The organism is Streptomyces virginiae (assembly GCF_040638905.1).
Classification (GTDB): domain Bacteria; phylum Actinomycetota; class Actinomycetes; order Streptomycetales; family Streptomycetaceae; genus Streptomyces; species Streptomyces virginiae_B.
In genome coordinates this window covers 1-25621 of sequence record NZ_JBEZYV010000011.1, presented here as the reverse complement: position 1 = coordinate 25621, position 25621 = coordinate 1, and the positions used below count along the sequence as shown (strand labels likewise).

General features: G+C 73.6%; 16 protein-coding genes and 2 tRNA genes. 10 read left to right on the top strand and 8 right to left on the bottom strand.

From position 1 onward, the window contains the following. Positions 1–286 precede the first annotated feature (286 nt). The 3 genes from AB0F82_RS17520 to AB0F82_RS17510 all read left to right on the top strand — a co-directional run bounded on the left by AB0F82_RS17520 (position 287) and on the right by AB0F82_RS17510 (position 3435). On the top strand, positions 287–2644 hold the full coding sequence (locus AB0F82_RS17520; protein ID WP_362628403.1) for a hypothetical protein: 2358 nt from the start codon (positions 287–289) through the stop codon (positions 2642–2644). Between the two features lie 81 nt (positions 2645–2725). Next, a tRNA-Lys gene (locus tag AB0F82_RS17515) sits at positions 2726–2798 on the top strand. Between the two features lie 121 nt (positions 2799–2919). Further along, positions 2920–3435, top strand: a complete 516-nt coding sequence (locus AB0F82_RS17510) for a GNAT family N-acetyltransferase (protein WP_356814636.1) — start codon at positions 2920–2922, stop codon at positions 3433–3435. A 75-nt stretch (positions 3436–3510) separates the two neighbouring features. Here the strand turns inward: AB0F82_RS17510 and AB0F82_RS17505 are convergent, their stop codons facing one another. Beyond that, positions 3511–4767, bottom strand: coding sequence for a hypothetical protein (locus tag AB0F82_RS17505; RefSeq protein WP_362628400.1), 1257 nt, complete (start codon positions 4765–4767; stop codon positions 3511–3513). 303 nt (positions 4768–5070) lie between these two features. On the opposite strand from AB0F82_RS17505, the gene AB0F82_RS17500 reads away from it, so the two are divergent. Together AB0F82_RS17500 and AB0F82_RS17495 are read left to right on the top strand one after the other, a co-directional pair. Then, positions 5071–5144 (top strand) — tRNA-Met (locus AB0F82_RS17500). Between the two features lie 491 nt (positions 5145–5635). Then, positions 5636–6661, top strand: a complete 1026-nt coding sequence (locus AB0F82_RS17495) for a M23 family metallopeptidase (RefSeq protein ID WP_362628397.1) — start codon at positions 5636–5638, stop codon at positions 6659–6661. Here the strand turns inward: AB0F82_RS17495 and AB0F82_RS17490 are convergent. The 4 genes from AB0F82_RS17490 to AB0F82_RS17475 all read right to left on the bottom strand — a co-directional run bounded on the left by AB0F82_RS17490 (position 6570) and on the right by AB0F82_RS17475 (position 12019). Further along, a complete protein-coding gene (locus tag AB0F82_RS17490; RefSeq protein ID WP_362628394.1) occupies positions 6570–7979 on the bottom strand; it encodes a PrsW family intramembrane metalloprotease in 1410 nt (469 codons plus the stop codon). The genes AB0F82_RS17495 and AB0F82_RS17490 overlap by 92 nt on opposite strands. A gap of 43 nt (positions 7980–8022) precedes the next feature. After that, on the bottom strand, positions 8023–8862 hold the full coding sequence (gene trmB, locus AB0F82_RS17485) for a tRNA (guanosine(46)-N7)-methyltransferase TrmB (protein WP_390075217.1): 840 nt from the start codon (positions 8860–8862) through the stop codon (positions 8023–8025). 233 nt (positions 8863–9095) lie between these two features. Beyond that, positions 9096–10328: an L-2-hydroxyglutarate oxidase gene (gene lhgO, locus AB0F82_RS17480; protein WP_362628391.1), complete on the bottom strand. Its 1233-nt coding sequence runs from the start codon at positions 10326–10328 to the stop codon at positions 9096–9098. 29 nt (positions 10329–10357) lie between these two features. Then, on the bottom strand, positions 10358–12019 hold the full coding sequence (locus AB0F82_RS17475) for a sporulation protein (RefSeq protein WP_362628388.1): 1662 nt from the start codon (positions 12017–12019) through the stop codon (positions 10358–10360). Between the two features lie 629 nt (positions 12020–12648). On the opposite strand from AB0F82_RS17475, the gene AB0F82_RS17470 reads away from it, so the two are divergent. Both AB0F82_RS17470 and AB0F82_RS38695 read left to right on the top strand, forming a co-directional pair. After that, positions 12649–14847: an asparagine synthase-related protein gene (locus AB0F82_RS17470; protein ID WP_362628385.1), complete on the top strand. Its 2199-nt coding sequence runs from the start codon at positions 12649–12651 to the stop codon at positions 14845–14847. Beyond that, positions 14736–15836 carry an AfsR/SARP family transcriptional regulator gene (locus tag AB0F82_RS38695; protein WP_436842110.1) on the top strand — a complete coding sequence of 367 codons (1101 nt, stop codon included), beginning with the start codon at positions 14736–14738 and terminating at the stop codon, positions 15834–15836. Before AB0F82_RS17470 ends, AB0F82_RS38695 begins: the two co-directional genes overlap by 112 nt. A 585-nt stretch (positions 15837–16421) precedes the next feature. Here AB0F82_RS38695 and AB0F82_RS17460 read toward each other — a convergent pair. Together AB0F82_RS17460 and AB0F82_RS17455 are read right to left on the bottom strand one after the other, a co-directional pair. Then, a complete protein-coding gene (locus AB0F82_RS17460; RefSeq protein ID WP_362628382.1) occupies positions 16422–18458 on the bottom strand; it encodes a sigma-70 family RNA polymerase sigma factor in 2037 nt (678 codons plus the stop codon). A gap of 265 nt (positions 18459–18723) precedes the next feature. Beyond that, positions 18724–19500, bottom strand: a complete 777-nt coding sequence (locus AB0F82_RS17455) for a TetR/AcrR family transcriptional regulator (RefSeq protein ID WP_362628379.1) — start codon at positions 19498–19500, stop codon at positions 18724–18726. 333 nt (positions 19501–19833) lie between these two features. Between AB0F82_RS17455 and AB0F82_RS17450 the strand changes: the two genes are divergently transcribed. Beyond that, complete coding sequence (locus tag AB0F82_RS17450; protein WP_362628376.1) at positions 19834–21264, top strand: NAD(P)/FAD-dependent oxidoreductase; 1431 nt, start codon at positions 19834–19836, stop codon at positions 21262–21264. A gap of 135 nt (positions 21265–21399) precedes the next feature. Then, a complete protein-coding gene (locus AB0F82_RS17445; RefSeq protein ID WP_362628826.1) occupies positions 21400–23253 on the top strand; it encodes an ATP-binding SpoIIE family protein phosphatase in 1854 nt (617 codons plus the stop codon). Between the two features lie 70 nt (positions 23254–23323). On the opposite strand, the gene AB0F82_RS17440 is transcribed toward AB0F82_RS17445, so the two are convergent. After that, positions 23324–24607 (bottom strand): MFS transporter, encoded by a 1284-nt coding sequence (locus tag AB0F82_RS17440; protein WP_362628823.1) that lies wholly within the window; start codon positions 24605–24607, stop codon positions 23324–23326. Between the two features lie 124 nt (positions 24608–24731). Between AB0F82_RS17440 and AB0F82_RS17435 the strand changes: the two genes are divergently transcribed. Then, a complete protein-coding gene (locus tag AB0F82_RS17435) occupies positions 24732–25268 on the top strand; it encodes a MarR family winged helix-turn-helix transcriptional regulator (protein ID WP_356814647.1) in 537 nt (178 codons plus the stop codon). Positions 25269–25621: the final 353 nt, after the last annotated feature.

The following is a 25621-nucleotide window of genomic DNA, read 5'->3' as shown; positions in this document are numbered from 1 at the left end:
GTCCGTCCGGTGGCTTCAACCGCGATGACCGCGGTGGTGACCGTCCGTCCGGCGGCTTCCGTCGCGACGACCGCCCCTCCGGCGGCTTCGGCGGCCGCCGTGACGACAAGCCGCGCTGGAAGCGCAACGGCTGACGCCTGCTGAGCTGAACCCCTGACAGGGCCCCCGCGACTCCGGTCGTGGGGGCCCTTTCGCGTGTTGCTACGATCCGAACTTTGCGGTGGGGGACACGGCAAGCGCGAACCCGCGGCCGCCCCCGACGCTTCGCTTCGGGGGATGGGAACACATGAGACGGTCACGTGTACTGGGCGCCGCCGCGCTCGCACTGGCCACGGGCATCGGCGCCCTCACCGCCGTACCGGCCGCCGCAGGACCCGCGGCCGCCGACGAGCTGACGATCGCTCCGCTTCCGCACCAGGAACCGTCGTACGGGCTCGTCCATGCTGCCGGCCCGAAGGGCGTGATGCTCGACAGGCCGGGCACCGGCCCCGGGAGGTCGTACTGGAAGAGCTTCGCGGACGGCCGCGAAGTGCCGCTCGCGGACTGCCCCTCGGGGCGGTACGGCCGTTGGATGAGCCTCGGCGACACCGTCGGCTGCGAGTACCTCGACACGCCCTCCACCACCGCGGGCCCGCTGACCCTGCACGACCAGGCCTCGGGCCGCACCGAGACACTCACCGCGCCCGCCGGCCGCTCCTGGACCACCACCTTCTCGCCGACCCAGGTGCTGGCGACCGAGCAGGACGCCGAGGGCCGGCTCGTCCTGCACCTGATCGGCCGTGAGGGCGAACCGCGCAAGGACGTCACCGTCACCGCGCCCGAACGCATCGCGGCCCATTCGTTCCGGGTGCGGATGGCCGACGAGAAGGGCGCGCTGATCACCTACCGGTCCGCCGCCGGCCAGGAGACCCTCGCCCTGCTCGACTACGCCGGGGCGACGCTGACGCCTCTGGCCCTGCCGGAAGGCGCGACGGACCCGGGCAACGTCGACCACTCGCTCGGCTCCCGGTGGGTCTCGCTGCGCAAGCACGGGTCCGCCACCGCGACCCTGCACTCCCGCACCGACCTCGCCGTGACGCGCAGCGTCAACACCCCCGCCGCGTACGGGTACACGCACCCCGTGGGCGACTGGCTGGTCACGCAGGACCCCTACGCCAAGACCGACGCGGTCACCGCGGTGCCCGTTGGGGGCGGCGCCCGGCGCACCCTGCTCGCCCGGTCTGACCGGAACCTCAAGACGGGCACGGACGGCTCCGCCTACCTGGCCGGAGGCACCGACTCCAGCCACTGGGCGACGCACCGGATCACGTCCGGCTCCGACGGCGCCCCGGTGCTGACCAAGGTGAGGGACCTGCCGCCGAATCCCGCGGACAGGATGACGCTCAGCCTCGCCCAGGGACGGCTCATCGCGGGCCAGCAGGACCCCACCCGCAGCCTCCAGGGCTACACGGTGCCGGTGTCGGGGACTTCCCCGGCGAAGCAGACCCCCGACTGGAGCTGCAGCGAGAGCGAGGACCAGCGGCTCTGTCTGCCGTATGCCGAACTCCCGGGCCGGACCGTCCCGACGGGGGACGGACGGATCGTCTCGCTCTCGAGCAAGGGAGGGGGTGCGTGCGGCGGCTCCCTCGCCCTGTGCGGGGTCGTGCTGAACGTACGGGAGACCCGCCCCGGCGGATCGGTCCGCCAAGTGGCCCTGCCGGGCACGGACGAGATGCAGCCGTACCTCCCGGAGAGCGCCTCGGGCCGGTATGTGCTGTTCACCGTGACCGAGAAGAACAACCCCCGGACGGTGGTCGCGGACATCGACGCCGGGAAGGTCCTGGACACCAGGCCTTCCTCGGCCGCCGCGCTGTGGGGGTCGGTGCTCTGGGACCGTTCGGAATGGCACGGGGTGAGCGGCACCGATCTGCGCACCGGCAAGGTCACGCAGTACCAGGGCTTCGGCACGGCCTGCCGCCCGGACGAGATCCAGGCCGCCGGGGACTGGCTGTACGTGCTGTGCCCCGCATCCGCCGGCGGCCCCGCCGCCTTCCACCTGCCCTCCAAGAAGCGGATCCCGCTGCCCTTCGCCCCCGAGAACGACCGCGTGAAGCTCGGCGACGGATACGTCGTGCGGCAGGGCGGTGTCGGCTTGGAGGTCTACGACCTGCGCTCCAGTACGGCGGTGCGGGCGCGCGAGATCGCCCAGCAGGTGACGAGGTACGCAGCCGACTGGACCGTCGACCGCTTCGGCGGCCGTCTCGCCTACACGGGCCCGGACGAGACCGTCCACCTGGTCGCCGCCGGCGCGGCCTCCCCGCTCGCGGCGATCGACCAGGAGGTCGCCGCCACAGCGGACTTCAGGCAGGAGAAGACCTGGCAGGCCCGCTGGTGGCCGTCCAAGCCGGTCTCCTCCTGGAAGCTGACGGTGCGCAACAAGACGTCCGGCATCACCACGGTCGTCCGCACCGGCACCGAGGCGCGCGGCCTGATCGCCCCCGCGTGGGACGGCAAGTCCCCCACGGGCACGTACCTCTTCTCGGGCGAGTACGAGTGGACGCTCACCGCCCGCCCCGCCGACGGCCAGGGGGCCGAACTCAGCACCTCCGGGACGGTCTCCGTCACCCGCCCCCCGGCCGGCGTCCGGCCCCCCGCGCGCCCCTGAACCGACGCCGACAGGCCGGTCGGTCGATACCCGATCGGCTGACCGGCGCTGTCCGGCTATGCTCTGGGGTGAGCACCCGGAGGGCCATTAGCTCAATTGGCAGAGCAGCGGACTTTTAATCCGTTGGTTGTCGGTTCGAGTCCGACATGGCCTACCGCTCCCAGCGCCCCGTCCGCCCACCGGCGGCCGGGGCGCTGTGCTGTGTCCGGGGGCGGTCGGCGGGCGCGGCCGTAAACCGGATGAACCCCCGGGCGGCGGGCGGTAGCGTCGCCGCCGTGACTCCGGTTCTGCGTACCGAACGCCTGCTGCTCGACCCGTACACCCCCGAGGACGAGGAAGCCTTCGTGGCCCTCTTCCAGGACACCCGGGTCTCCCGGTGGATGGGGGACGGTCCCGCCACCGAGGCCGAGGACCGCGCCCTGTTCGGGCGGGTCTTCACCAAGGTCTACGCGGAGGACCTCTTCGACGTCTGGGCCGTACGCCGGGACGGACGGCTGGTCGGGCACGCGGAGATCAAGCGGACCGACGAGGTCGGCGGCCACGAGCTCGTCTACGCCCTGGCTCCTGAGGCCTGGGGATCCGGACTGGGTACCGAGATCGCGGAGGCGGTCGTCCGTCACGCCTTCGACGGCCTGGGGCTGACCGAGGTGCACGCCACGGTGGCCGCGCCCAACAGGGCTTCCCTGGCCCTGCTGACCCGCATCGGTTTCGCGCACGTCCGTGACGTGCGGGAGGACGACGGCTCCACCACCCGCGTCCTGACCCGCCGCCGCGCCCCGGCGGCCGCCTGACGCCTTTGCGTCCACCACGTGGAGCGCCCCGCCCGAGGATTCGGGCGGGGCGCTCCGGGGTGTGGGGAGGTGCGATCAGACGGTGGTGCGGCGGCGGCGGCCGAGCCAGGCGGCGGCCGCGCCGAGCGCGACCAGGGCCGCGGCGAGGCCCGCGTACAGGCCGGTGGACGAGCCGGCGCCGGTGCTGGCCAGGGAGCCCGTGGAGGAACCCGTGGTCGTCGCGCCGGAGTTGCCCGTGGTGGTGGCGACGGCCTGCTGGACAGCGGGGGTGGAGGAGGGAGAGGCGGTCGGGGACGGGGTGGTGGTGGCCGGGGTGGTCGGGCCGGTGGTCGGTACGGGGTCCGGCTCCGTGATCGGGACCAGCGGGAACTGCACCGGGACGGTCGTGAGCGGCCAGGTGTTGCCCTCGGCCTGGCGGACCTCGGCCTCCATCGTGATCACGGTGCGCTTCGTCAGCTTGGTGTCCTTGCCCAGGCTGAGCCGCAGCGGCTGGGTGTGGACGCCGGAGGCGGCGCCGAAGCCCTTGGCGATGCGCGGCAGCTCGTAGCGGCTGTCCTTGGCGTCCAGGTCCTGCCAGCGGCCGTCGATCAGGGCCTGGAGGCGGAAGTCGGCCTTCTCCTCGCCCGGGTGGGACAGGGTCAGGCTGGTGGCGAGCGGGACGTTGAACGTGCCGTCGCCGGTGGCCTGGTGGTTCAGGTCCAGGTACGCGCGCTGCTCCTGGCCGTCCTTGCCCGAGCTGACCTGCTTGAACCAGGTCTTCAGCTCGCCCGTCTTGGTCTGCGGGTCGACCTTGAAGAGGTGGGAGTCCGAGCCGCCGGGTGCGACGGAGTTGTTGTGGCTGGTGGCGGTGAAGTTGAAGTCGCCGTTGTTGGTGGGGTAGTTCGCGCCGAGGCCGAGGGTGACCTTCCAGGTCATCTTGCCGTTCGCGGGGATGTCGAAGCCCTGGCCGGGCTCACCGGCGGACGGGGAGAACAGGCCCTGCCACTCGCCGTCCTGCTGGCCGACCGAGGACTTGGTCGCCGGGGCGTCCACCGCTTCGACCTTGAAGACGACGTCGTCCTTCTGGAGCAGGCTCGGGCCCTTCGGGTCGAGGAGCATCCACGGCTTGTACTCGACGGCCTTGCCGGTGGGGTTCTTCACCGTGAGGTCGAAGGTCTCGGTGGCGCCGCCGCGGGTCAGCGGGCCGCTGGGGACGGGAGCGCCCATCTCCGTACGCAGCACGGCGTGGTCGTCGGCGGCGGGTGCGGCGGACGCGGCGGTGGCCGAGAGCGGCAGCAGAGTGGTGACAACGCCGGCGACGACTGCGATGGCGGCTGCGGTGCGAACGGACATGGTGGACTCCCCCCAGGAATCACGAGGGCATCGGCAGAGTGCCGAGCCGGTTGGTGTGGTCTGTGTCGTCCGGCCGGTCCGTGTTTCCCCCCGGCCCTGGCGACAGATGAATCTTCGCCCGGATCCGATCGCGGAACCATCCCTGCGGTGTCACCGGCGTGCAACAGAGATGATCTTCGTTCGTCGGCTACCGGTTTCAGGTTGGATTTCGGCCTTTGACCTGCGGTGATGCCGATCCTGAGGCGGGCCGGCGGTTAATTGGCGGAGGGCCGCTCCGGGATGCCGTAGAGTTGTGTTCACCGACGCGGGGTGGAGCAGCTCGGTAGCTCGCTGGGCTCATAACCCAGAGGTCGCAGGTTCAAATCCTGTCCCCGCTACTGAAGGCGAAGGCCCGGTTCCCTTGGGAACCGGGCCTTCGTCGTGTTCCCGGCCCTTCGCCGTGCTCCCCCTCCTTTCCCGCGCCCCGTCACCCGCACGGCCGCCGCCGGGTCGCCGTACGCCCGTACCGGCGGCCGGCCTTGAAGGGCGCGGCGGCGGGCGGTGCCGGTGGTGAGGGGCGCGGACGACGCCGCGTGACGGTGTGTGAGCGAACGGGTGCGGTGTGCAAGCTGGTTGAGTGCCAGTCATATCAGGCTTGTGGCTGGCGAGGTGGGTGAGTCCGCTGATTTTTGCCCGAGTTGATCCCTGTATTGGGTGAAAAGGAATGGCCAAAGCAAGCCAGGGCGTGGTCGATTGGTGAGAACGATCAAGCGCAACAGCTTGGAATCACTCCCTCACTTCTATTACCTTTCGATAACGCAGCGCGGTCGTCCCGGCCGTCGCAAGAGACGGCACCGTGCGCGTGCGTGTCAATGAGGAGTGTGCCCCAGTGGCCTCCAACTCGCCTGCTCCTGAAAGCACCGAGATCCAGGAGCCGCCCACCGCGGGTGCCTGGGGCGAGTGGAACCCCACCGAGGACTCGGTCCGTCCGGTCCGGGGCAAGCACCGAGTCGCCAAGCAGCGCGGGGGACTTGCCCGCAGCTCCACTGTGCTCGGCGTCGGTGTCATCGCCGCCGTGGGCGCCAGTGGCATCGCCACCGCGCAGGACCGGCCGCAGGTCGCAATATCCCTGCCCTCTCTGCCCGGCCTGGTGACCGGTGACAACGACCGTCCGGGCGACGGAGGTTCCGGTCAGGGGGCCGCGGCCGAGCGCGATGGGACGACCGGGATCATCGCCCAGCAGGCCGGCCGCGGCTCGGACGCCGGCGAGCTCCTGCGCAACCGCATCCTCCAGCAGGCCGAATCGCAGCACGAGGCCGCCGAGGCAAAGGCGCGCGCGGAGGCCGAGCGGGCCGCGCAGGTGGCGGCCGCCCAGGAGGCCAAGGACAAGCTGGAAGCGGCCCGCCAGGCGGCCGAGGAGGCCAAGGCGCAGGCCGAGGCGAAGGCCGCCGAGGAAGCCGAGTCCGCCCGGAAGGCCGCAGAGGCCAAGGCGGCGCAGGAGCGCCCCGCCGCAGCGGCCGGAAGCTGGTCCCTGCCCACCTCCGCCTACACCCTCACCTCGCACTACGGCGTCTCCGGCTCCATGTGGTCCTCCGGCCACCACACCGGCCTGGACTTCGCGGCGCCGACCGGCACCCCGGTCAAGGCCGTGGGGGCCGGGAAGATCACCTCGGCCGGCTGGTCCGGCGCGTACGGCTACCGGATCGTGCTGGAGCTGGAGGACGGCACGGAGATCTGGTACTGCCACCTCTCCTCGATGTCGGTGACCTCGGGTGCGGTCGGCGCCGGCGACACCATCGGCCGGGTCGGCGCCACCGGGAACGTCACCGGCCCCCATCTCCACCTGGAAGTACGCAAGGGCGGATCGACGATGGACCCGCTGGCGTGGCTGGAGTCCAAGGGTCTGAACGTCTGAGGGACGGCGACGGCTCCGGGCGCCGAGGCGCTCGCCGAGGCTCTTGCCGCTCGCCCCGCCGCTCGTCCTGCCGCCCCTCCCGGCGCGGCTCGGGGACGTCCGCCGCGGCCGCGGGCCGCAGGGGGTCGAACCAGGGCGGAAGCAGCTCCTCCATCACCGCGGCCCGGGCCAGTGCGGGCCCCGCCGTCGCGCGGCGCTGCCACAGACGGTGCAGCAACTCCCGCTCCCTCCCCGCGAAATCCGCCTCCCGCCGCGGTCCCCCGCGGCGCGCCCGGTTCCGCAGCAGCGCCAGGGCCGCGGCGTCCGCCTCGTAGCGGGCGACCGCGCGTCCGGCGGCCCGGCCCCCGCTGCGCCGGGCCAGGGCGCGGGCCAGCGACCGGGCCGGCATCGAAGCCAGGGCGGGCACTTCGGCGGGAGCCAGCCAGCCCGCGGCCGCGTACAGCGCCAGCTCCCCGGCGACGGCCCGCAGCCGGCGGTGCCTTATCCGCACGGCCAGCCACACCAGCAGCCCGAACATCGGGACCATCACGCAGACGTACATCACGTAGAAACCGTGGTCCCCAAACTGCGAGGAGCCGTTCCACAGGGCGTGCATGCCCATGGCCAGCGCCAGACCGAGCAGGGGCAGGCAGACCCGGCGCGAGCGGCGCGCGCTGACGGCGGCCGCGCCGAAACCGAGCCCGGTGAGCACGGTGAACAGCGGGTGCGCGAAGGGCGACAGCACGATCCGTACGAAGAAGGTCGCCGCGGTCACCGAGTCCAGTACGCCGGTGCCGTCGGCCAGGTCCTGAACAAAGGCGTTGCCGAGGTAGAGGATGTTCTCGGTGAAGGCGAAGCCGGTGGCGGTGAAGCCGGCCACCACGAAACCGTCGGCGGGGCCGGTGAAATGCCGTCTGCGGAAGACGAACACCAGCAGCAGCGCCGCCGCCTTGGCACTCTCCTCCACCACCGGGGCGATGGCGATCGAGCCGAGGTGGTCCGCGCCCGAGGGGTCGGCGGTGGCCGCGGCTATCCACTCGGTGGCGAAGTTGTTGGCCAGTATGGCGATCAGCGCCGCGGTGCAGGCACCCCAGGCGAAGCAGAACAGCAGCTGCGGCCAGGGCGCGGGCGCGGCCCGGCCCAGCCATCGGAAGGCCGCCATGAGCGGGGCCACCGGCAGCAGGGCCAGACCGAGGCCGACGAAGAAGCCCGGGGTGCCGGTCTGCTCCCGCACGAGTTCGAGGATGGAGATGCCGGTGCCGGCGAGCAGGACGAGGAGCACGCACGTGCGGACCGTGGTGGACGGACGTGCGAGCACGGGGCGGAGCGCTCGGAACACATCATGACCCTAGCGATCCGCTCTGACACGCGCGGTGACGTTGTCAGTTCTGCGTGCGGCGGAAGAGCAAGTCGTGTACGACGTGGCCCTTGTCGAGGCCCTGCCCCTCGAAGCGGGTGAGCGGCCGGAAGTCGGGGCGCGGGGAGTAGCCGCCGTCGGGCTGCGTGTTCTCGAAGTCGGGGTGGGCCGTGAGGACTTCGAGCATCTGCTCGGCGTACGGCTCCCAGTCGGTCGCGCAGTGCAGCACGGCTCCGGGCGCCAGCCGGGTGGCGGCCAGGGTGAGGAACTCGGGCTGGATCAGCCGGCGCTTGTGGTGGCGGGCCTTGGGCCACGGGTCCGGGAAGTACACGCGGATCCCGGCGAGCGAGTCGGGCGGGAGCATCTCGCGGAGCAGGATGATCGCGTCGCCGTTGGCGACGCGCACGTTGTCGAGGCCGCCCCGCTCGGCGAGGGCGAGGAGGTTGCCCTGGCCGGGGGTGTGCACGTCGACGGCGAGGATGCCGGTCGCCGGGTCGGCGGCGGCCATCTGCGCGGTGGCCTCGCCCATGCCGAAGCCGATCTCCAGGACGACCGGGAGGCCGTCGAAGAGCGTCTCGAGGTCGATGACCGAGTGGCCGTCGATGTCCAGGCCCCACGTGCCCCAGAGCCGCTTGAGGGCCTCGCCCTGGCCCGTGGTGACCCGGCTCCGCCGGGGCTGGAAGCTCCGGATCCGCCGCTCGTGGTGCGAGCCGGCCGGGTCGGGCGAGGGGCCGTCGGGGAAGCGGGGCTCGGTGCGCCACTTGGGGGGCACGTACGAGTTCGCCTCCGGCGCGGCGTCGGCGGCGTAGTCGGCGACGGGAGCGTCCGGGACGGCGGGCGGCGTGGGGTTCAGGGACTCAGACACAATGCGCTGATTCTACGACGGGGGGTCGCGGCGCCGCTGCGCGAGCGGGTGGGGGGTCGGCGCCGGGCGCGGGGCGGGGATGGCCGCGGCTGCAGGGTCTACGGCGCCCTGGGGGGGATCGGGTCGTCGTGCGGCGCGTGGCGCGCCACACATCATGTTGCACGTCCCCGGCCCCCCACCCCGCTCCCGGCGCCTCCGGCTGCTTCAGCCTCGCCGGCCGGGGTGGGAGCCGGTCAGGCCGTGGTGAGGGTGCGCAGGACGCGGGTGGCGATCTCGCGGCCGATCGGGAGGGAGGCCGTCGCGGCCGGGGAGGGTGCGTTGAGGACGTGGATCGTGCGCGGGGCGTCGCGGATCAGGAAGTCGTCCACCAGGGTGCCGTCCCGCAGGACGGCCTGCGCGCGGACGCCGGCCGCGGCCGGACGGAGGTCCGCGGCGTCGACGGCCGGCAGCAGGCGGCGTACCGCCCGGGTGAAGGCCTGCTTGGACAGGGAACGGTGGATCTCGCCCGTCCCGTACCGCCAGTGCCGGGAGGCCATGCGCCAGGCGCCGGGCCATACGAGCTCCTCCGCGAGGTCCCGCGGGCGCACGGTCGACCAGTCGTACCCCTCACGGGCCAGCGCGGGCACGGCGTTGGGGCCGACGTGGACGCCGCCGCCGATGCCCCGGGTGAGGTGCACCCCGAGGAAGGGGAACGCCGGGTCGGGCACGGGGTAGACCAGCCCGCGGACCAGTTCCGGACGGGCCAGGTCGTAGTACTCGCCGCGGAAGGGGATGATCCGCATGCCCGGGTCGTCGCCGGCCAGGCGGGCGATCCGGTCGCAGTGCAGGCCCGCGCAGTTCACCAGCGTCCGCGCCCGGAACACCAGGCCGGACGTGGTGCGCACGGCCACCGCCGAGGCGCGGCGCGAGATCAGGTCGACCTCGGCGCCGTAGACGATCTCCGCGCCCGAGGACTCCGCGAGCTGGGCGCTCACCCGGCCGTAGTCCACGATCCCGGTGCTGCCGACGTGGATCGCGGCCAGGCCCTGCACCTGCGGTTCGTACTCCGAGATCTGGGCCGGGCCCAGCTCGCGCACCGGGATGCCGTTCTCCCGGCCGCGCTGGACCAGGGCGTGCAGCCGGGGCAGCTCCTCGCGCTCGGTGGCGACGATCAGCTTGCCCGTCACCTCGTGCGGGATCCCGTGCTCCGCGCAGAACTTCACCATCTCGGCGGCGCCGCTCACCGCGAAGCGCGCCTTCAGCGAGCCCGGGCGGTAGTAGATCCCGCTGTGGATCACACCGCTGTTGCGGCCCGTCTGGTGCCGGGCCGGGCCCGACTCCTTCTCCAGGACGACCACCCTCGTACCCGGAGCCAGGCGCGACAAGGCGTGCGCCGTCGACAGGCCGACGATCCCGCCGCCGATCACCAGCACATCGCAGTCCACGCCACCGCCCACGCCGACACCTCCCACCCCTGCATACTGCACCCCCGCACCGACAACGAGGCCACGCGGGTCTACGCCGGAGCCACGAGGAGGGGCCGGGCCCGCTCGCGCAGCTCCGCGACGCGCGGTTCGTCCCCGTAGGGTTCCAGGCGGTGCAGCAGGTCCCGTACGTATTCGGTCGTGCGGGCCGAGGAGATCCGGCCCGCCACCTCCACCGCCCGGGTGCCCGCCGCGCACGCCGCGTCCAGATTGCCCGACTCCAGCTCCGCGACAGCGCTGACGACCAGCCGCAGCCCGTGGGAACGTACGTACTCCTCCGTGGGCCGGGACAGCGCCTGCTCGGTGAAGCGCCGCACCTGCCGCGGGAGTTTGAGGTCGCGATAGCATTCCGCCGCATCGGCCGCAAAACGGTCGTACGAGTAGAAACCGAGCCAGGTCGGATCCGGGTCGCCCTCGCGGGACCGCTCCAGCCAGCCCTCCGCGGCCCGCAGCGCCGCGCCGGCGGCCGCCGAATCGCCCGCCTTCGCGTGCGCCCGGGCCTCGACGAGCCGGAAGAAGCTCATCGTGCGCGCCGTGGCGAGGCCGCGGTTGCGCTCGACGGCCGCCTGGGCGAGGTCCACGCCCTCGTCCGGGAAGTCCCGGTAGGTCGCCTGCAGGGACATCGAGGCCAGCACGTAGCCGCCGAGCGGTACGTCCGCGGCCGCGCGGGCGAGGCGCAGCGCCTGGATGTAGTAGCGCTGGGCCGCCTCCTGCTGGCCGGTGTCGAAGGCCATCCACCCGGCCAGCCGGGTCAGTTCGGCCGTCGCGCCGAACAGGGCGCGGCCCACCTCGTCGGTGTACGAGCCGAGCAGCAGCGGCGCCGCGTCGACCCGCAGGCACTCGGGGACCATCGACGAACGCCAGTCGCCGCCGCCGTACTTGGAGTCCCAGCGGCGGGCGTCCTCCGCGGCCTCGCGCAGCTTCGTCACGTCGTTGTGGCCCACGCGCTGGACGTGGTCGCGCGGCGTTTCGGCTAAGTGCTGGGCGGGCACAACGGTGGACGGCGGGCCTGCCGGGCCCGTCGGCGCCGTCATCGGGCCCGTCGCCGGCCCGGTCGTACGGCCTGCCGGTGTCCCGTCCGACATTGTCGGGGGCGCCGGTGTTCCGGGCGTCGGCGACGGCTGCTGTGACGGGAGGTCGCGCGCCGGTGCGTCCTGAGCCGGAGCATCGTGGGCCGAGGAGGCCGTGGACGCGGGCCGGTGGCGTGCCGTGCCCGCCGGTTCCCGCGCCACCGAGCTGTCGGCGGGAGATATCAGCCACCGCGAGGCGGGCGTCGCGTACGCCGCCACGGAGAACGAGCCCGCGAGCGACTGCCAGATCCCGCCACCGCCGCGCCGCCCGGCGAGGTCGAGCCGGTAGAGGTCGGTGGCCGAGCGCACGGCGGCCCCCACGTCCCGCGGGAAGGCCAGCCCCACCTCGGGCGCGGGGTCCGCGTCCGCCAGGCCGATCTCGTGCAGCGGCACCGGCCGGCCCAGCTTCGCGCCGATGGCCGCGGCGATCAGGTGCGGGGCGGCGCCCTGCGGCACCATCCCCTTCGACACCCACCGGGCCACCGACGTCTTGTCGTACCGGAGCGTCAGGCCGCGCTGCGCGCCGAGGTCGTTCACCCGCCGGGCCAGCCCGGCGTTGCTGATGCCCGCGAGGGCGAGGACGGCGCCGAGCTTCTCATTGGGCTCGCGGAGCTCCCTGGACATGCGCCACCCCTCGTCACACGCGGAACGCAGACGCCGCCGGGGCATAGGCGCCCGGCATTTCGTAAACCCAGCGTAGTTCCCCGCCTCCCAAGCGTTAAGGCCCTTACTTCCGTATGGCGGGATTGTTGTCCGTTTGCACAGTCCGCCCCGGAGCCGGTGCCGGGGCGCACGTCCCGTGGCGTGCTCCGCCCGTGTGGCCGTGCGCCCGCCCGTGCGCTCTGGCCGGTCCGCGGACCCGGCGATTCGATGTGCGGTGCGTGGGTCGGCCCACTGCGTGGATCGGGCGGGCCGGGAGATGCCGCTGCCTCAATCCCCGCGGGTGGCGGAACGGTCCGGGAGGCGGATTGCGCCTCCCGGACCGCGCCCGCGCGCCGGGCGCCGGCACCGCGCGACGGCTCTCCAGGCGGCCGAAGAATGGCCGAAAGCGATCTATGGGGCGGTGGGAACGGAACGCCAAATACTGCGTGGCCGGGGCGTGTTCGTTTGCGTGTGCGCCCCCTATAACCCCTCTCGTACGCCTGTCCCGTGGCAGCATGGACCCGAGCCACCGGGGTCCAGACGGCCGCGCCCTCAGCGCTGTCCGTGCTGCCCGTGCCCCGGTCATGTGCCCACGGGCTGGGGAGGCGGCGGTGCGCTGGTTGGTGGGGTGGAGCAGTATCGCCGCGAGCTTCGGCACGGCCGGCCGCGTCTCCGGCCTCGGAGGACCCGGCCACGGGCCGGGCGGGTACGGCGGTGACGGCGCGCCCCTGCACGGCGGCATCGCGGACGCCGCCCATGCGGCCGACCCCGGCGCGGACGCGGAACGCACCGTCCACCCCGTCGGCGCACAGCTGCTCTGGGGGGATCCCGACCCGCTCTGGGCCGTCGGCGACTGGCGCCCCGACGAGATCCGCACCGTCACCGCCGACCCCGCCGACCCCTTCACCCGGCTCGCCGTGCTCGGCTGCTGCGGCGCCACCGACGCCGAACTGCGCAGGGCCCTCTACGCGGCCCGCGGCGGCGCGCTGCGCCACCTCACCCAGTGGTCCGGCAGCTACACCGCCGTGGTCCAGGCCGGCCGCCGCATCACCGTCGTCGGCGACCTCGCGGGCGCCCGGCCCGTGTTCTACACCCCGTGGGCGAGCGGCACGGCGTACGCCACCGCCGCCCTCCCGCTCGCCGACCTCATCGAGGCGCAGCTCGACATCGGCCATCTCGCCGCCCTGCTGGCCTGCCCGGACAGCCCGGAGGCGCTGGGCGACGGCACCCCGTACGCGGGGGTCCGCCGCATCCCGCCCGGGCACGCCCTCATCCTGCGCGAGGGCTCCCGGGAGATCACCGGCTACGAGCAGGTGGCCTCGCTCGCGGTGGCCGCGCCCGAGGCCGACGCCGACCGCGCGGTGGAGGGCGTGCGGGAAGCATTGGTGGACGCGGTGCGCGCCCGGCTCACGGCTCCGCGGCATGCTCCCGAGACGCTGCCACCGTACGATCCCGGCCCGGTGCCCGGCATGGGCCCGGCCGACCGGCGTGCGGCCCGCGGCGCGCCGGCCCCCGGGGTGGGCGCCGACCTGTCCGGCGGCAGCGCCTCCGCGACACTCGCCCTGCTGGCGGCCGGTCTGCCGGGGGCGCCGGGCAGCCTGACCAGCCCGGCCGGTGCGCGGCTGCTGGCGGTCACCTTCAACGACCTGGCCACCCCGCAGGGGCGCGAGGACGAACTGGAACGGGCCAGGGCCATCGCGGCCGACCCGCGCCTGCACCATGTCGTGGTCGCCGCCGCGGCCGAGGCCCTCCCGTACACCGACCTGGACGGCCCGCTCACCGACGAACCCGGCCCCTCGCTCGTCTCCGCCGCCCGCGAGCGGCGCAGACTCGCCGCCGGAGCGGCCGACCACTTCACCGGCCACGGCGCCCGGCAGGTCCTCGACGCCCACCCGGCCCGCATGGCCGACCTGTTGATGGACCGCCGCCGGCGCCACCTGCTGCGCCCGGTGGCGGCGCTGGCCCGGTCCGCCTCCGCCTCGGGAGCCGGCGGCGAGTCCCTGCTGGTGCCGATCACGGTGTATTCGGCGGCCCGCAGACTGGCCCGTACGACGTACCGCGCGGGCATGGAGGCGGCCGCGGCCAAACTTCGCGAGGGCGGCGTCACCGAGCGCGCCTCCGGTCCGGTGGACGCTTCCCTCGCCGCCCTGACCTGGTCGCGGCCGGGTCCGGCGGCGGGCTGGCTCACGGGTGAGGCGCTGGCGGAAGTATCGATCCGGCTCGCGGCCGCGGCCGGGCGCCCCCCGCTGTCGCTGCGCCCGGGGGAGGCGAGGGCCCGTTCCGTGCTGGCCCGTCACGCCGCCGACCACCGAATCTTCGAACAGGCCGTGGAGGTCCGCAGCCAGCGCCTGCACGCCCCTTTCCTCGACAACCAGGTCGTACGGGCCGCCCGCGCCCTGCCCGAATCCCTGCGCGTGCAGCCCGGCGCCCGGGCCGCAATCCTGCGCAGCGTCCTGTACTCGGCCGGTGTGCGCGAGCTCCCGCCGGGCTGGGGCGCCACCGCCCACACGCCGAACGAGACGGCGACCGGCCTGGGGCTGCGCGCCGCCCTGAGCGACCTGCTGGAGCTCTTCGCCGCCCCACTGCTCGCGGACGCCGGGCTCATCGAGGCCCGGGTCGTGCGGCAGGCGCTGCTCGACGCGGCCGAGGGCCGGCCGGTCCCGCTGGACGGGCTCGCCGAACTCGTCTCGATGGAGCTGTGGCTGCACCGGCTGCTGGCCCGGCGCGGCACCTGCTGGACGGGGACGTCCGCGGCGCGGCGCCGGGCGGTGCCCGAGGGGGTCCCGGTGCACCGCCCGGCGCTGTCCTGACGGTTCGGGCGGCGCCGAGGCCCAGGGCGGTCGCGATCGCCGGGCCCGAAGGCGCCGCCCAGCCGGTAGCAGAGGGCGAACAGGCCGATGGCCGTCTACCTGAGGGGTGCCGGGCGCATCGGTGCCCACCCGCGCTGCTCCGGCACCGCCCCTCGCCGCGCTCCTTCCCCTCGTCGACCCTGCGACCCCGGGAGGAGTTCGGCCGGGGCGGTGGCGCCGCTGCGCAGGTCCGCCTCGATGCGTCGGCGCAGGACGGCGGCGCGGCGGGCCTCGGGGGCGGCGGCGTGTGCGGCGGGAGCCCCCCCCATAACGCCAGACCCTGGTCCTTGATCCGGCCCCATCGGCAAGGCACCTCGGAGGCCGCGGCCGCGCTGGCTGCCGGCCCGGCGGCAGAGATCGAGGCACTGGTCCACGAAAGCCCGTACGACGAACCGCTCCGTGCCCAGCAGCTGCGCGCCCTGCGTGCCGCAGGCCGGCCCGCCGACGCCCTCGCCGCGTACGAGCGCACTCGCCGCGCCCTCGCCGACGGCCTCGGTACCGACCCAGGGCCCGAACTCACCCCTGCACGCGGAACTGCTCCGGCCGCGGCCGCCGCAGACCCCGCCGAGCGAGCCCACCGCAGGTGCAGGCACCGCCCACCCGTCGGAGGCCCCCCTGGGCAACCTTCGCCCCCGCCTGAACTCCTTCGTCGGCCGCGAACCCGAACTGGCCTCCCTGTACGGCGACCTGACCCGGCTGCGCCTCGGCACCCTCACCGGCCCCGGCGGTTCGGGAAAGACCCGTCTCGCCGAACACGCCGCAGCCGCCCACCCCGAGCCCGGCTGGCTCGTCGAACTCGCCCGCCTCGACCACGCCGCCGCCGTCCCCGGGGCCGTCCTCAGCGCTCTCGGCCTGCGCGAGAACTCTCTCGTCGCCCGCGAGACCCCGGCGCCGACGGCCGCCGCCGACCCGACCGCCCGGATCGCCGAGGCCGCCTACAGCGCGGGTGACCTCGACGACGCCGAGAGGCTCCTGGCCGAGGCCGACGAGGAGTCCGACCAGCACGGCGGCGTGTACGACGTCAGCGCCTACGCCCGGCTCCTCGCGGCCATGCTCGCCCTCCAGCGGGGCGACGCCGTCCGGGCCCGGACCGAATGCGAGCTGGCCCGCGTCCAGACCGAACGCATCACCGTGCCGGCCCAGCTCACCGCCGGGCTGGACACCGTCGACGCCGTCCTCACCGCACGCGAACGGGGTCCGGAAGCCGCACTGGGCCTGATCGGGCCCGCCCTGAGCACCGCCGTCGCCGCCCGGTGCGCCGAGCGCGTCCTGGCCGGCATGGCCGAGGCGGCGGCCCGGTTCCTGGCGGACGCCGGCCGCCCCGCGGAGGCCGTGCGGGCCTTCGCGGCGGCCACCGCCTGGCGCGCGGGCCAGCCCCGCTCGGCCCCCGAGGCGACCGTCGTGGACGGTCTCCCCGAACGCACCCGTGCCCTGCTGGGCCCCGACCGCTGGGCGCGGGAGGAGGCCGCGGGCGTCGCACTCACACCCGCCGGCCTCGCCGCGGCGCTCACCGCCGGCTGACCGCCGCCGGCTGATCAACGGCAGCTGATCACCGCGTCGGCCCAGCTCGCCAGGGTCGGCAGGCTGCCCGGTCCGGTCTGCTCCACCACCAGCCGCAGCGACGTCCGCCCGGCGAGGGAGACCTGGACGGCCGCCGGCGGGTCCTCGTACCCGAGGGGCCCGGACCGCCACAGTCGCCGGCCGTCGGCGTAGACGGAGAACCGCACCGACCCGTCGGTGAACAGCGACAGGCCGTCCACCCCGGCCCATGCCGAGAAGGTGGTGCACTGCCGGTTGAGGGCGATCTCCACGGACGAACGCGAGTTCACGGTGATGCCCTGCGCGAACCTCCGGTCGCCCACCCGCAGTCCCCAGCGCTGCCACACCCAGCTGCTGCGCCAGGTCTGCAACTCCGGCCCGCCGTGGTCGCCCTGCACCGCATGCGGGAGCACGGCCAGCCGGAACGACTGCGGCGGCTTGGGAACGGGCGGCGTCGTCGTCGGCGAGGGCGCGCTCGGGGACGGCGCGGGCGCGGGCTCCTCCCGGCCGGGGGAGGGCGGCGGGGAAGCGGAGGGCGCCGGCGCGGCCGGGGACGGAGAGGCCGCGGCCGACGGAGTCGGCTTCTGCGACGGCGGTACGGTGGCACGCGCGGGCGGCGGCTCCTCCTCGGCCGGGCTCGGCTCCGCCGAAGGCGACGGCGAGGCAGCTGCCTTCGGCGCGGCCGGAGCCGCCGCGCTCGGCGCGGGCTTCGCCCGTGCCTGGGGCTCGGCGTCGTCCCCGGCCAGCGCGAACACCACCCCGGCGGCCGCGGCCACCGCGATGCCGGCGGCGATGGCGGCCTTGGCCGGCAGCCCCAGTCCCTCGGACGCCAGCGCACCCCCGACCGCGGACCCGGACCCGCCGGACCCTCCGGCCCCGGCGGCGCTCCCCGCGGCCCCGACCCCGGTGGCACCGCTCCCGGCGGCACCTCCCGCGGCTCCCGCGCCGGCCGCAGACCCGCCCCCGGCGGTCGACCCGCCCGCGGCCGCCGCCGCGGCTCCGGCCCCGCCTGCGGCGACGGCTCCACCGGCCACCACCCCGGCGGCCTTGGCCGCGTACCCGGCGGCGAACCACCCGATGACCGCCACCGGAAGCAGCGCGGGAATGCCCGCGTTGACGTCCTTGAGCTCCCCGGCGGCCAGCCGGCACTTCGCGCACTCCTCCAGGTGCCCCCGCAGCCCCCGCTCCGCCCGCATCCGCAGCCCGCCGCGAGCATAGGCGCCAAGGCGGTCCGCGTACCGTGCGCAGTCGCCGCCCTCACTCAGCGCCGAACTCACATGGGCTTGCAGATAAGCCTGCTTGAGCCCCTCGCGGGCTCGACTGGCCAGCACCGCGGTCGCGTTGGCGCTCAGCCCGAACAGCGGCGCGATCGCACTCGGCGAGGCCTCCTCGACCGTGGTGTGCCACAGCACGGCCTGCCACCGCTCGGGCAGGCTCCGGAAGGCCTGCATGGCCAGCGACTGCTCGGCCACCCGCATCGCCCGCACGTCCGCGCCCAGTTCAAGGGTGTCGTCCCCCGACAGCCCCGACATCCCGGTGCCGCTCTCCGTGCGCGCGGCCGCCTGCTCCGCGAAGACGGCGAAGTCCTCGACGAGATGCTCCCGCCTGGCCGTCTTGGTCCAGGCAGCAGCGACCCTGCGCACGGTGGTCAGCAGGTAGGCCCGCACCGACTGGTCCGGCCCGGCACCACCCCGTACCGCCTGCAGGGTCCGCGCGAACACCTCGGCGGTCAGGTCGTCGGCTGTGTGCCCGTCCCGGCAGCAGGACCGCGCGTAGCGCCGTACCGAGTCGGCGTGACGACGGAACAGCTCCTCGTACGCGCCGTCGTCGCCGCCCCGCATCCGCGCGATCAAGTCGCCGTCGGAAGGCGGCAGATCGCCCCCGGCACCGCCGCCCGGGACGGAGGGCCCCGACGAACGTGCGTGCCGCCCGCCCGGTTCGCGCTGCGCCGGCACCTGTCGGGCGGGCGGGCTGCCCACCCCGGTCTCGCTCCCGGCACCACCGGGTGACTCTTCACGCCCGTCAATGCTCATCGCGGAAGCTCCCGCACGACACGCTCAACCGGTACACCGATCAAGCGTGTCACATGGCGGACACGCGCCGGGCCCCTCTGCGCACCATCCACCCGTCCGGGCAAGTTCCGACGCACCACCGACCAGCCCACCAGCCACGCGGGCGGACTGCCTGCACCGCCCCGTCGGCAACACCGGCCCGCCCACAGCCCCGTGCCGACCTGCCGAACCCACCCGAACCGGTCCGGTACCGACCCGCCGACGGGCCGGCACCGGACCGACGGGATCACACCGTCCGGGAACGCAGCCCCTCGAGCAGGATGTCGAGCAGCCGGGTCGAAGCCGCCGCCTGCTGTGCGGGGTCGGGCAGCGCGGGCGCCGCCGTCGCTATCACCAGCAGCACATCGGCCACCGTGACGTCGGCACGCAGCTCGCCGGCCTCCCGCGCCCGGTGCACCAGCCGGCCGACGACCTCCAGCAGCGCGCCCGCGCCCGCGTCGTCCGACGGCTCGTCCTCCGCCGCGTTCCGCGTCGCCCCCACGACCCGCAGGCCGGGAGCCCCGGCCCCCTCGGCGGCCTGGCGCTGGTACGGAACCCGCGCTTCCTCCGCCTCCTCGGCCGCCTCCTCAGCGGTCGAGCCGACGCGCAGCACCTGCGGCGGCAGCAGCCGCCCGGCGCCCGAGGCCACGGAGGTGCGCAGGAAGCGCGACAGCGCCTGCCACGGCTCCTCCTCCTGGCCCAGAGCGGTCCTGGCCTGCTCGGTCAGCCGGGCCGTCTCCTCCTCGGCTATGCGCCGCACCAGGACGTCCTTGCTGGGGAACCGCCGGTACACCGTGCCGACACCGACCCGGGCGCGGCGCGCCACGTCCTCCATCGGAGCCCCGTAGCCCAGCTCGCCGAAGACCTCGCGGGCCGCGCGCAGCACGTGCTCCAGGTTGCGCTGGGCGTCGACGCGCAGCGGAGTGGAGCGCCCCATACCGTGCGTGGTCGGGCTGGTCATGGCACGACCGGTGCTCTCGACCGAGAGTGCGGTCGCAGAACCATGGAAATCGGAAATGTTCATATGTATCCCCCGGTAATCATTTGTCTCCCCCCGGAGACACTCCCCGCCTTCACGCCGAGGGGGGCCACGGTCTCAGGCCCGGTCCTCGACGAGATACGAACATAGTTGAGCCAGAGTCAATTCAGAAGAGGCAGCCCCGGACGGACCACCGCCCGATCGGAGCATTCACCCCCACTTTTCCCTTCCATGCCCTCGGAACCTTCCTCTCCGCCCGCTCTGACCTGCGAACTTCCACCCCCGCCGGATGCCCTCTCCCGCCCCGCCCCAGGGCCCCCACCGGTCACACAATGTGTCGGGCCTGTGGACAAACTCCCGGCCACGTTGCGTCATGGGATGGTGAAGGCTGCTAACTCCCGGGGCACGGCCCCCGGTACCCCGCCCCGCACGCGCATCCTGATCGTCGGCGGCGGCTACGTCGGCATGTATACGGCGCTCCGGCTCCAGCGAAAGCTGAGAGCGGGAGAGGCCGAGGTCACGGTGGTCACGCCCGAGCCGTACATGACGTACCAGCCCTTCCTCCCGGAGGCGGCCGCGGGCGCGATCTCCCCGCGCCACGTCGTGGTCCCCCTGCGCCGCGTCCTCGGCAAGTGCCGCATCGTCATCGGCCAGGCCACGCACATCGACCACGCCAAGCGGACCGCGACCGTCAACACGCTCGCCACCGCCGACGAGGGCACCGGCCCCATCGAGGTGGAGTACGACGAACTCGTCCTCGCGCCCGGCTCCGTCTCCCGCACCCTCCCCGTGCCCGGCCTCGCCGACTACGGCATCGGCTTCAAGACCGTCGAAGAGGCCATCGGCCTGCGCAACCACGTCATCGAGCAGATGGACATCGCCTCCTCCACCCGCGATCCCGCCCTCCGCGACGCAGCCCTCACCTTCGTCTTCGTCGGCGGCGGCTTCGCGGGCGTCGAGGCCCTCGGCGAGCTGGAGGACATGGCCCGCTACGCGGCGCGGTACTACCACAACATCAAGCCCGAGGACATGAAGTGGGTCCTCGTCGAGGCCAGCGACCGCATCCTCCCCGAGGTCGGCCTGGAGATGGGCGTCTACACGGTCCGCGAACTGCGCAGCCGCAACATCGACGTCCGCCTGGAGACCCGGCTCGAATCCTGCGTGGACCGCGTCGCCGTCCTCAGCGACGGCGCCCGCTTCCCGACCCGCACCATCGTCTGGACCGCCGGCGTCAAACCCCACCCGGTCATCGCCGCGACCGACCTCCCCAAGAACGAGCGCGGCCGCCTCGTCTGCACCTCCTTCCTCACCGTCGAGGGCGTCGAACACGCCTGGGCCGCCGGCGACGCCGCCGCCGTCCCCGACATCACCGCCCCGCCCGGCACCGAAGGCCCCCGCCGCGAGTGCGCCCCCAACGCCCAGCACGCCGTCCGCCAGGCCAAAGTCCTCGCCGACAACCTCCTCGCCGCCCTGCGCGGCGAGGTCCTGACCGAGTACGCCCACAAGTACGCGGGCTCGGTCGCCTCCCTCGGCCTGCACAAGGGCGTCGCCCACGTCTACGGACGCAAGCTGAAGCGCTACCCAGCCTGGTTCATGCACCGCGCATACCACCTCAGCCGCATCCCGAGCTTCAACCGGAAAATGCGCGTACTTGCCGAATGGACCCTCTCCGGCCTCTTCAAGCGTGAGATCGTCTCCCTTGGCTCACTCGAACACCCCAGGGCAGAATTCGAACTGGCTGCAGGCGGCGGACCGAAGGCAACTCCCCCGCCCCTCGCCCCCAACCCCCCGCAGAACGGCCAGGGCTGACGTTGTCAGTGCGGTCGGCCACACTGGACGTGTGACCATAGGTGGGCTCACACCTGCACAGAGTGACATCGTCCAGTCAGCGACCGCCCACGAGCGACACAGCGACCACTCGCGACACCACGAGGCTTGAACGCAGTGAACTTCACGCGCTGGAGCGCCCGGTTTCCCGGAACGCAGCGCCGCGCCGCCGCCCGGACCGAACATGCCGCCTCCCAGGCCAAGCGGGGCGAGGGCGCGGTCCCCGCGGCCCGCGGCGGCCGCGCCGACCCCGGAGCGGAGCGGTCCACGCCCGCCGCCGACGGCCACCCCGCCGACCCCACGGTCTCCGGCACCGGATCCGGATCCGGATCCGGAGTGGGCAGCGGCAGCGGCACCGGACCGGGCACCGGCACCACCCCCGCCCAGCGGACCGGCGTCCTCACTGCCGTGCCCTCCCTCGACGAACTCTCCGTGCGCGAGGTCCTCGGTCGGCTCCCCGCGCTCGTCGCCCTCGTCCACGGCCCCGAGCACCGCGTCGCCTACGTCAACGACGCCTACACCGCCGGCTTCGGCGCCCGCACCCCCGGCGCCCCCGCCCACGAGTCCCTCCCCGAACTCGGCGACCTCGGCCTCCTCCCCCTCCTCGACCAGGTCCAGCGCAGCGGCAAGCCCCGCACCGCGAAGAACCGCACCGCACCGGGCGGTGGCAGCTCCTACACCGTCACCTGCACGCCCGTCGAGTTCCCCAAGCCCGGGACCAGGACCAGGACCGGGACCACGCCCACGGCCGCACCCGCGGCCGAAGCGGACGCCCACCACACCGGCATCCTGATCCACCTCGCCGACGTCACCGACCACGCCGAAGCAGCCGAGCGGCTCCGCGCCAGCGAACGCCGCCAGCGCGAGGCCGCCGTCACCCTCCAGCGCTCCCTCCTCCCGCAGGAGCTGGAACAGCCCGACGACCTGCGCATCGCCGCCACCTACCAGCCCGGCGGCACCGAGGCCGCCGTCGGCGGCGACTGGTACGACGTCATCACCCTCGGCGCCGGCCGCACCGCCCTCGTCATCGGCGACGTCATGGGCCGCGGAGTCCGCGCCGCCGCCGTCATGGGCCAGCTGCGCACCGCCGTCCGCGCCTACGCCCGCCTCGACCTGCCCCCGCACGAGGTGCTCCAGCTCCTCGACGGACTCGCCGCCGAGATCGACGCCAGCCAGATCGCCACCTGCGTGTACGCCGTCCACGACCCCAACGAGGGCCTGCTCGCCTACGCCTCCGCCGGCCACCTCCCGATCCTGGTCCGCGACGAGCACGGCACCGTACGCAGAGCCGCCGACCCCACCGGCCCGCCGCTCGGCACCGGCGGCTGGCTGCACAGCTCCGGCACCATCGCGCTCGGCCCCGGCTCCACCGCCGTCCTCTACACCGACGGCCTCGTCGAGCGCCGCGGCGAGGACATCGACGAGGGCGTCGACGCCCTCGAACGCGCCCTCGCCGGCGCCCAGGGCACCCCGAGCGTCATCTGCGACCGCCTCATGCGCGCCCTCGGGGTGGACGCCGACCACGACGACGACGTCGCCGTGATGGTGCTCCAGCAGCCCGCCCGCGCCGGCGCGGACGCCGAGCTCTTCCACAACGCCGCCCTGGAACTCCTCGGCGGCATCGAGGCGGCCCCGCGCGCCCGGGCCTTCGCCCAGGGCGTCCTCGCCTCCTGGCGCTTCCCCGTCGAGCTGTGCGACCTCGGGGTCCTCGCGGCGAGCGAGCTCGTCGCGAACTCCCTCCAGCACGGCACCCCGCCCATGCGCCTCCGGCTGCGCCGCACCGACCGCCGGCTGATCATCGAGGTCACCGACGGCGACGACCACCTGCCGCGCCGCCGCCGCGCCGAACCGGCCGACGAGACCGGCCGCGGCATCTCGATCGTCGCCACCATCGCCTCCTCCTGGGGCTCCCGCCGCACCCCGGGCGGCGGCAAGGCCGTCTGGTGCGAATTCGCGCTGCCGGACAAGTAGCCGGACACGCCCAAGGCCCCGGTCCACGAGGACCGGGGCCTTACGCACTCAGCTGTCCGTACGTACGCGGCTACGCGGGCACGGGCTCCTTCACCGCGACGGCCGGGCCGCCCTGCGCCACGACCCTGCTCGCCAGCACCGGGTTGTCCTGCATCGGCGTGAGGCCCCTGCCGAGCCGCAGCGCCAGGCCCGCGATCCCGAGCGACACGAGCACGAAGACCGCGATGTACAGCATCGGAACGCCCGCACCGAGCGGCACCCCGAGCGGCCCCAACGCCAGCGCCATCTGCTTGACCAGCGCGAAGGCCGAGTTGTACTGGCCCACCGAGCCCTCGGGCGCCAGATCGGCGACCAGCGGCGCCAGGGTCGGCGACAGCATGGCCTCGCCGATGCCGAACAGCGCGTACGTGGTGATGAACGCGGCGGCGGCCATCATCGCGCTGCCGTGTCCCAGCCCCGAGAACCCGGCGATCAGCCACGCCCCGGTCCAGATCAGCCCGACGAGAGCGATCACACGCGACCGGCGGCGCTTCTCGACCAGTTTCAGCACGACGAACTGCGCGAGGACGATCGCACCGGTGTTGGCGGCGAGGGCGAAACCGAGCGTGGAGGGAGAGATCCCCGCGGCCTCCGTACCGAAGGCGGCCAGACCCGACTCGAACTGTCCGTAGCAGGCGAAGAACACCACGAAGCCCAGCACGCACAGCTGCACCATGGCCTTGTGCCGCATCAGCCGCTTCCAGCCACTGCCACCCGCCTGCGACGGGTCCTTCGGCACGGCGTCCTTGATGCTCGGCACGTGGGGCAGCCGCACGGTGGCGACGACACCCGCCAGCACCAGGAACATCACGGCCTCGATGCCGAACAACAGGGTGAAGCTCCCGGGCCGGGTCTCGTCGACGATCTGACCGCCGAGGAGACCGCCGATGCCCAGACCCAGGTTTTGCATGAAGAACTGGAGGGCGAAGGCGCGGGTCCGGGTGGACGGCGTGGAACACCACACGATCATCGTGGCCAGGGCCGGCTGCATCACGGCCTGACCGGCACCGAGCGCCAGCGCGGACAGCAGGATGGGCACGATCCCGGTGGAGAGCCCGAGCGCGAGCGCGCCGGCCGAGGCGGCGACGGCCGCACCCATGACCACGGGCACCGGACCACGTCGGTCGATGACCCGGCCGGTGAAGGGCAGCGCGACGAGGGCGCCCAGGGCGAACGCCACGAACGCGCTCGTGGCGGCCATGGAGCCCAGACCCCGCACCTGCGCCACATAGATGTAGAGGAACGGAACCGTGAAGCCGATGCCGAACGCCGTCAGCGCGTTCCCGGCCTGGATCCGCCGCATCGCAGCGCCCATCACCTTGGTCACTTCTCACCCGCCTTGATAACTGAAGACTGAAGACTTCATACCTAAACTTCGATCCTTAACAGTACACACCGAAGGAGTTAGACGCCAACGCGTTCGTGCGATACTTCGACGCATGGGTGACACCCCCGACGGCACCGCGTCCGTCCCCGAGCCGAGCCTCGATGAGCAGATCGCCGTCTACCAGCGCGAGTTCCAGGACCTCGACCCCCAGGTCGAGAAGGTCGTCTCGGCCCTGAGCCGCCTGAACCGGCGCATGAACGTCGCGTACGGACGCCAGACCGCGGCCCTGGGCATCAGCAACGCGGAGTGGGAGGTCCTGAAGGCCCTGGTCCTCTCCGGCGCCCCCTACCGGATGGGCCCGAGCGAGCTCGCGAAACAGCTGGGCCTCACGCCGGCGGCGATGACCCACCGGATAGACCGCATGACGGCGGAGGGCCTGGTCACCCGCGAGCGGGACGAGTCCAACCGTGTCCGCGTGATCGTGGAGCTCACCGACGAGGGCCGCAGCAAGTGGCTGGACGCGATGCGCGCGGCCACGATCTTCGAGGAGGACCTCCTCCAGGACCTCTCGACGGCGGAGCGCGGGGTGCTTGGCGACATGCTCACGCGCCTGCTCGACCGGGTGGAAGACCTTCAGTCACCCAGCTGACCACCGGGGTTGACACAGACTCCACGGGTCCGTAAGGTTCTTCGAGTTGCCCCGGAGCCGGAAGGTTTCCGCGACAACGAATCGGCCGCCTCGTTGCGGCACCCAACTCAGCACGATCTCCCACTGGGAACGATTTCGGCGTGCCCGAATTCATTTCCGAAGGCCGATTATGAATCGCCGGGGAAATCCACTAGAGTTTGGGGAGTCGGAAGGGCCCAACAGCCCCGAAGATAAAGCCCGCTGACTGGGAGTCAGGCCCGAAAGAGTCTGATAGAGTCGGAAACGCAAGACAGCAGAACGAAAGCCCGGAGGAAAGCCCGCGAGGGTGAGTACGAAGGAAGCGTCCGTTCCTT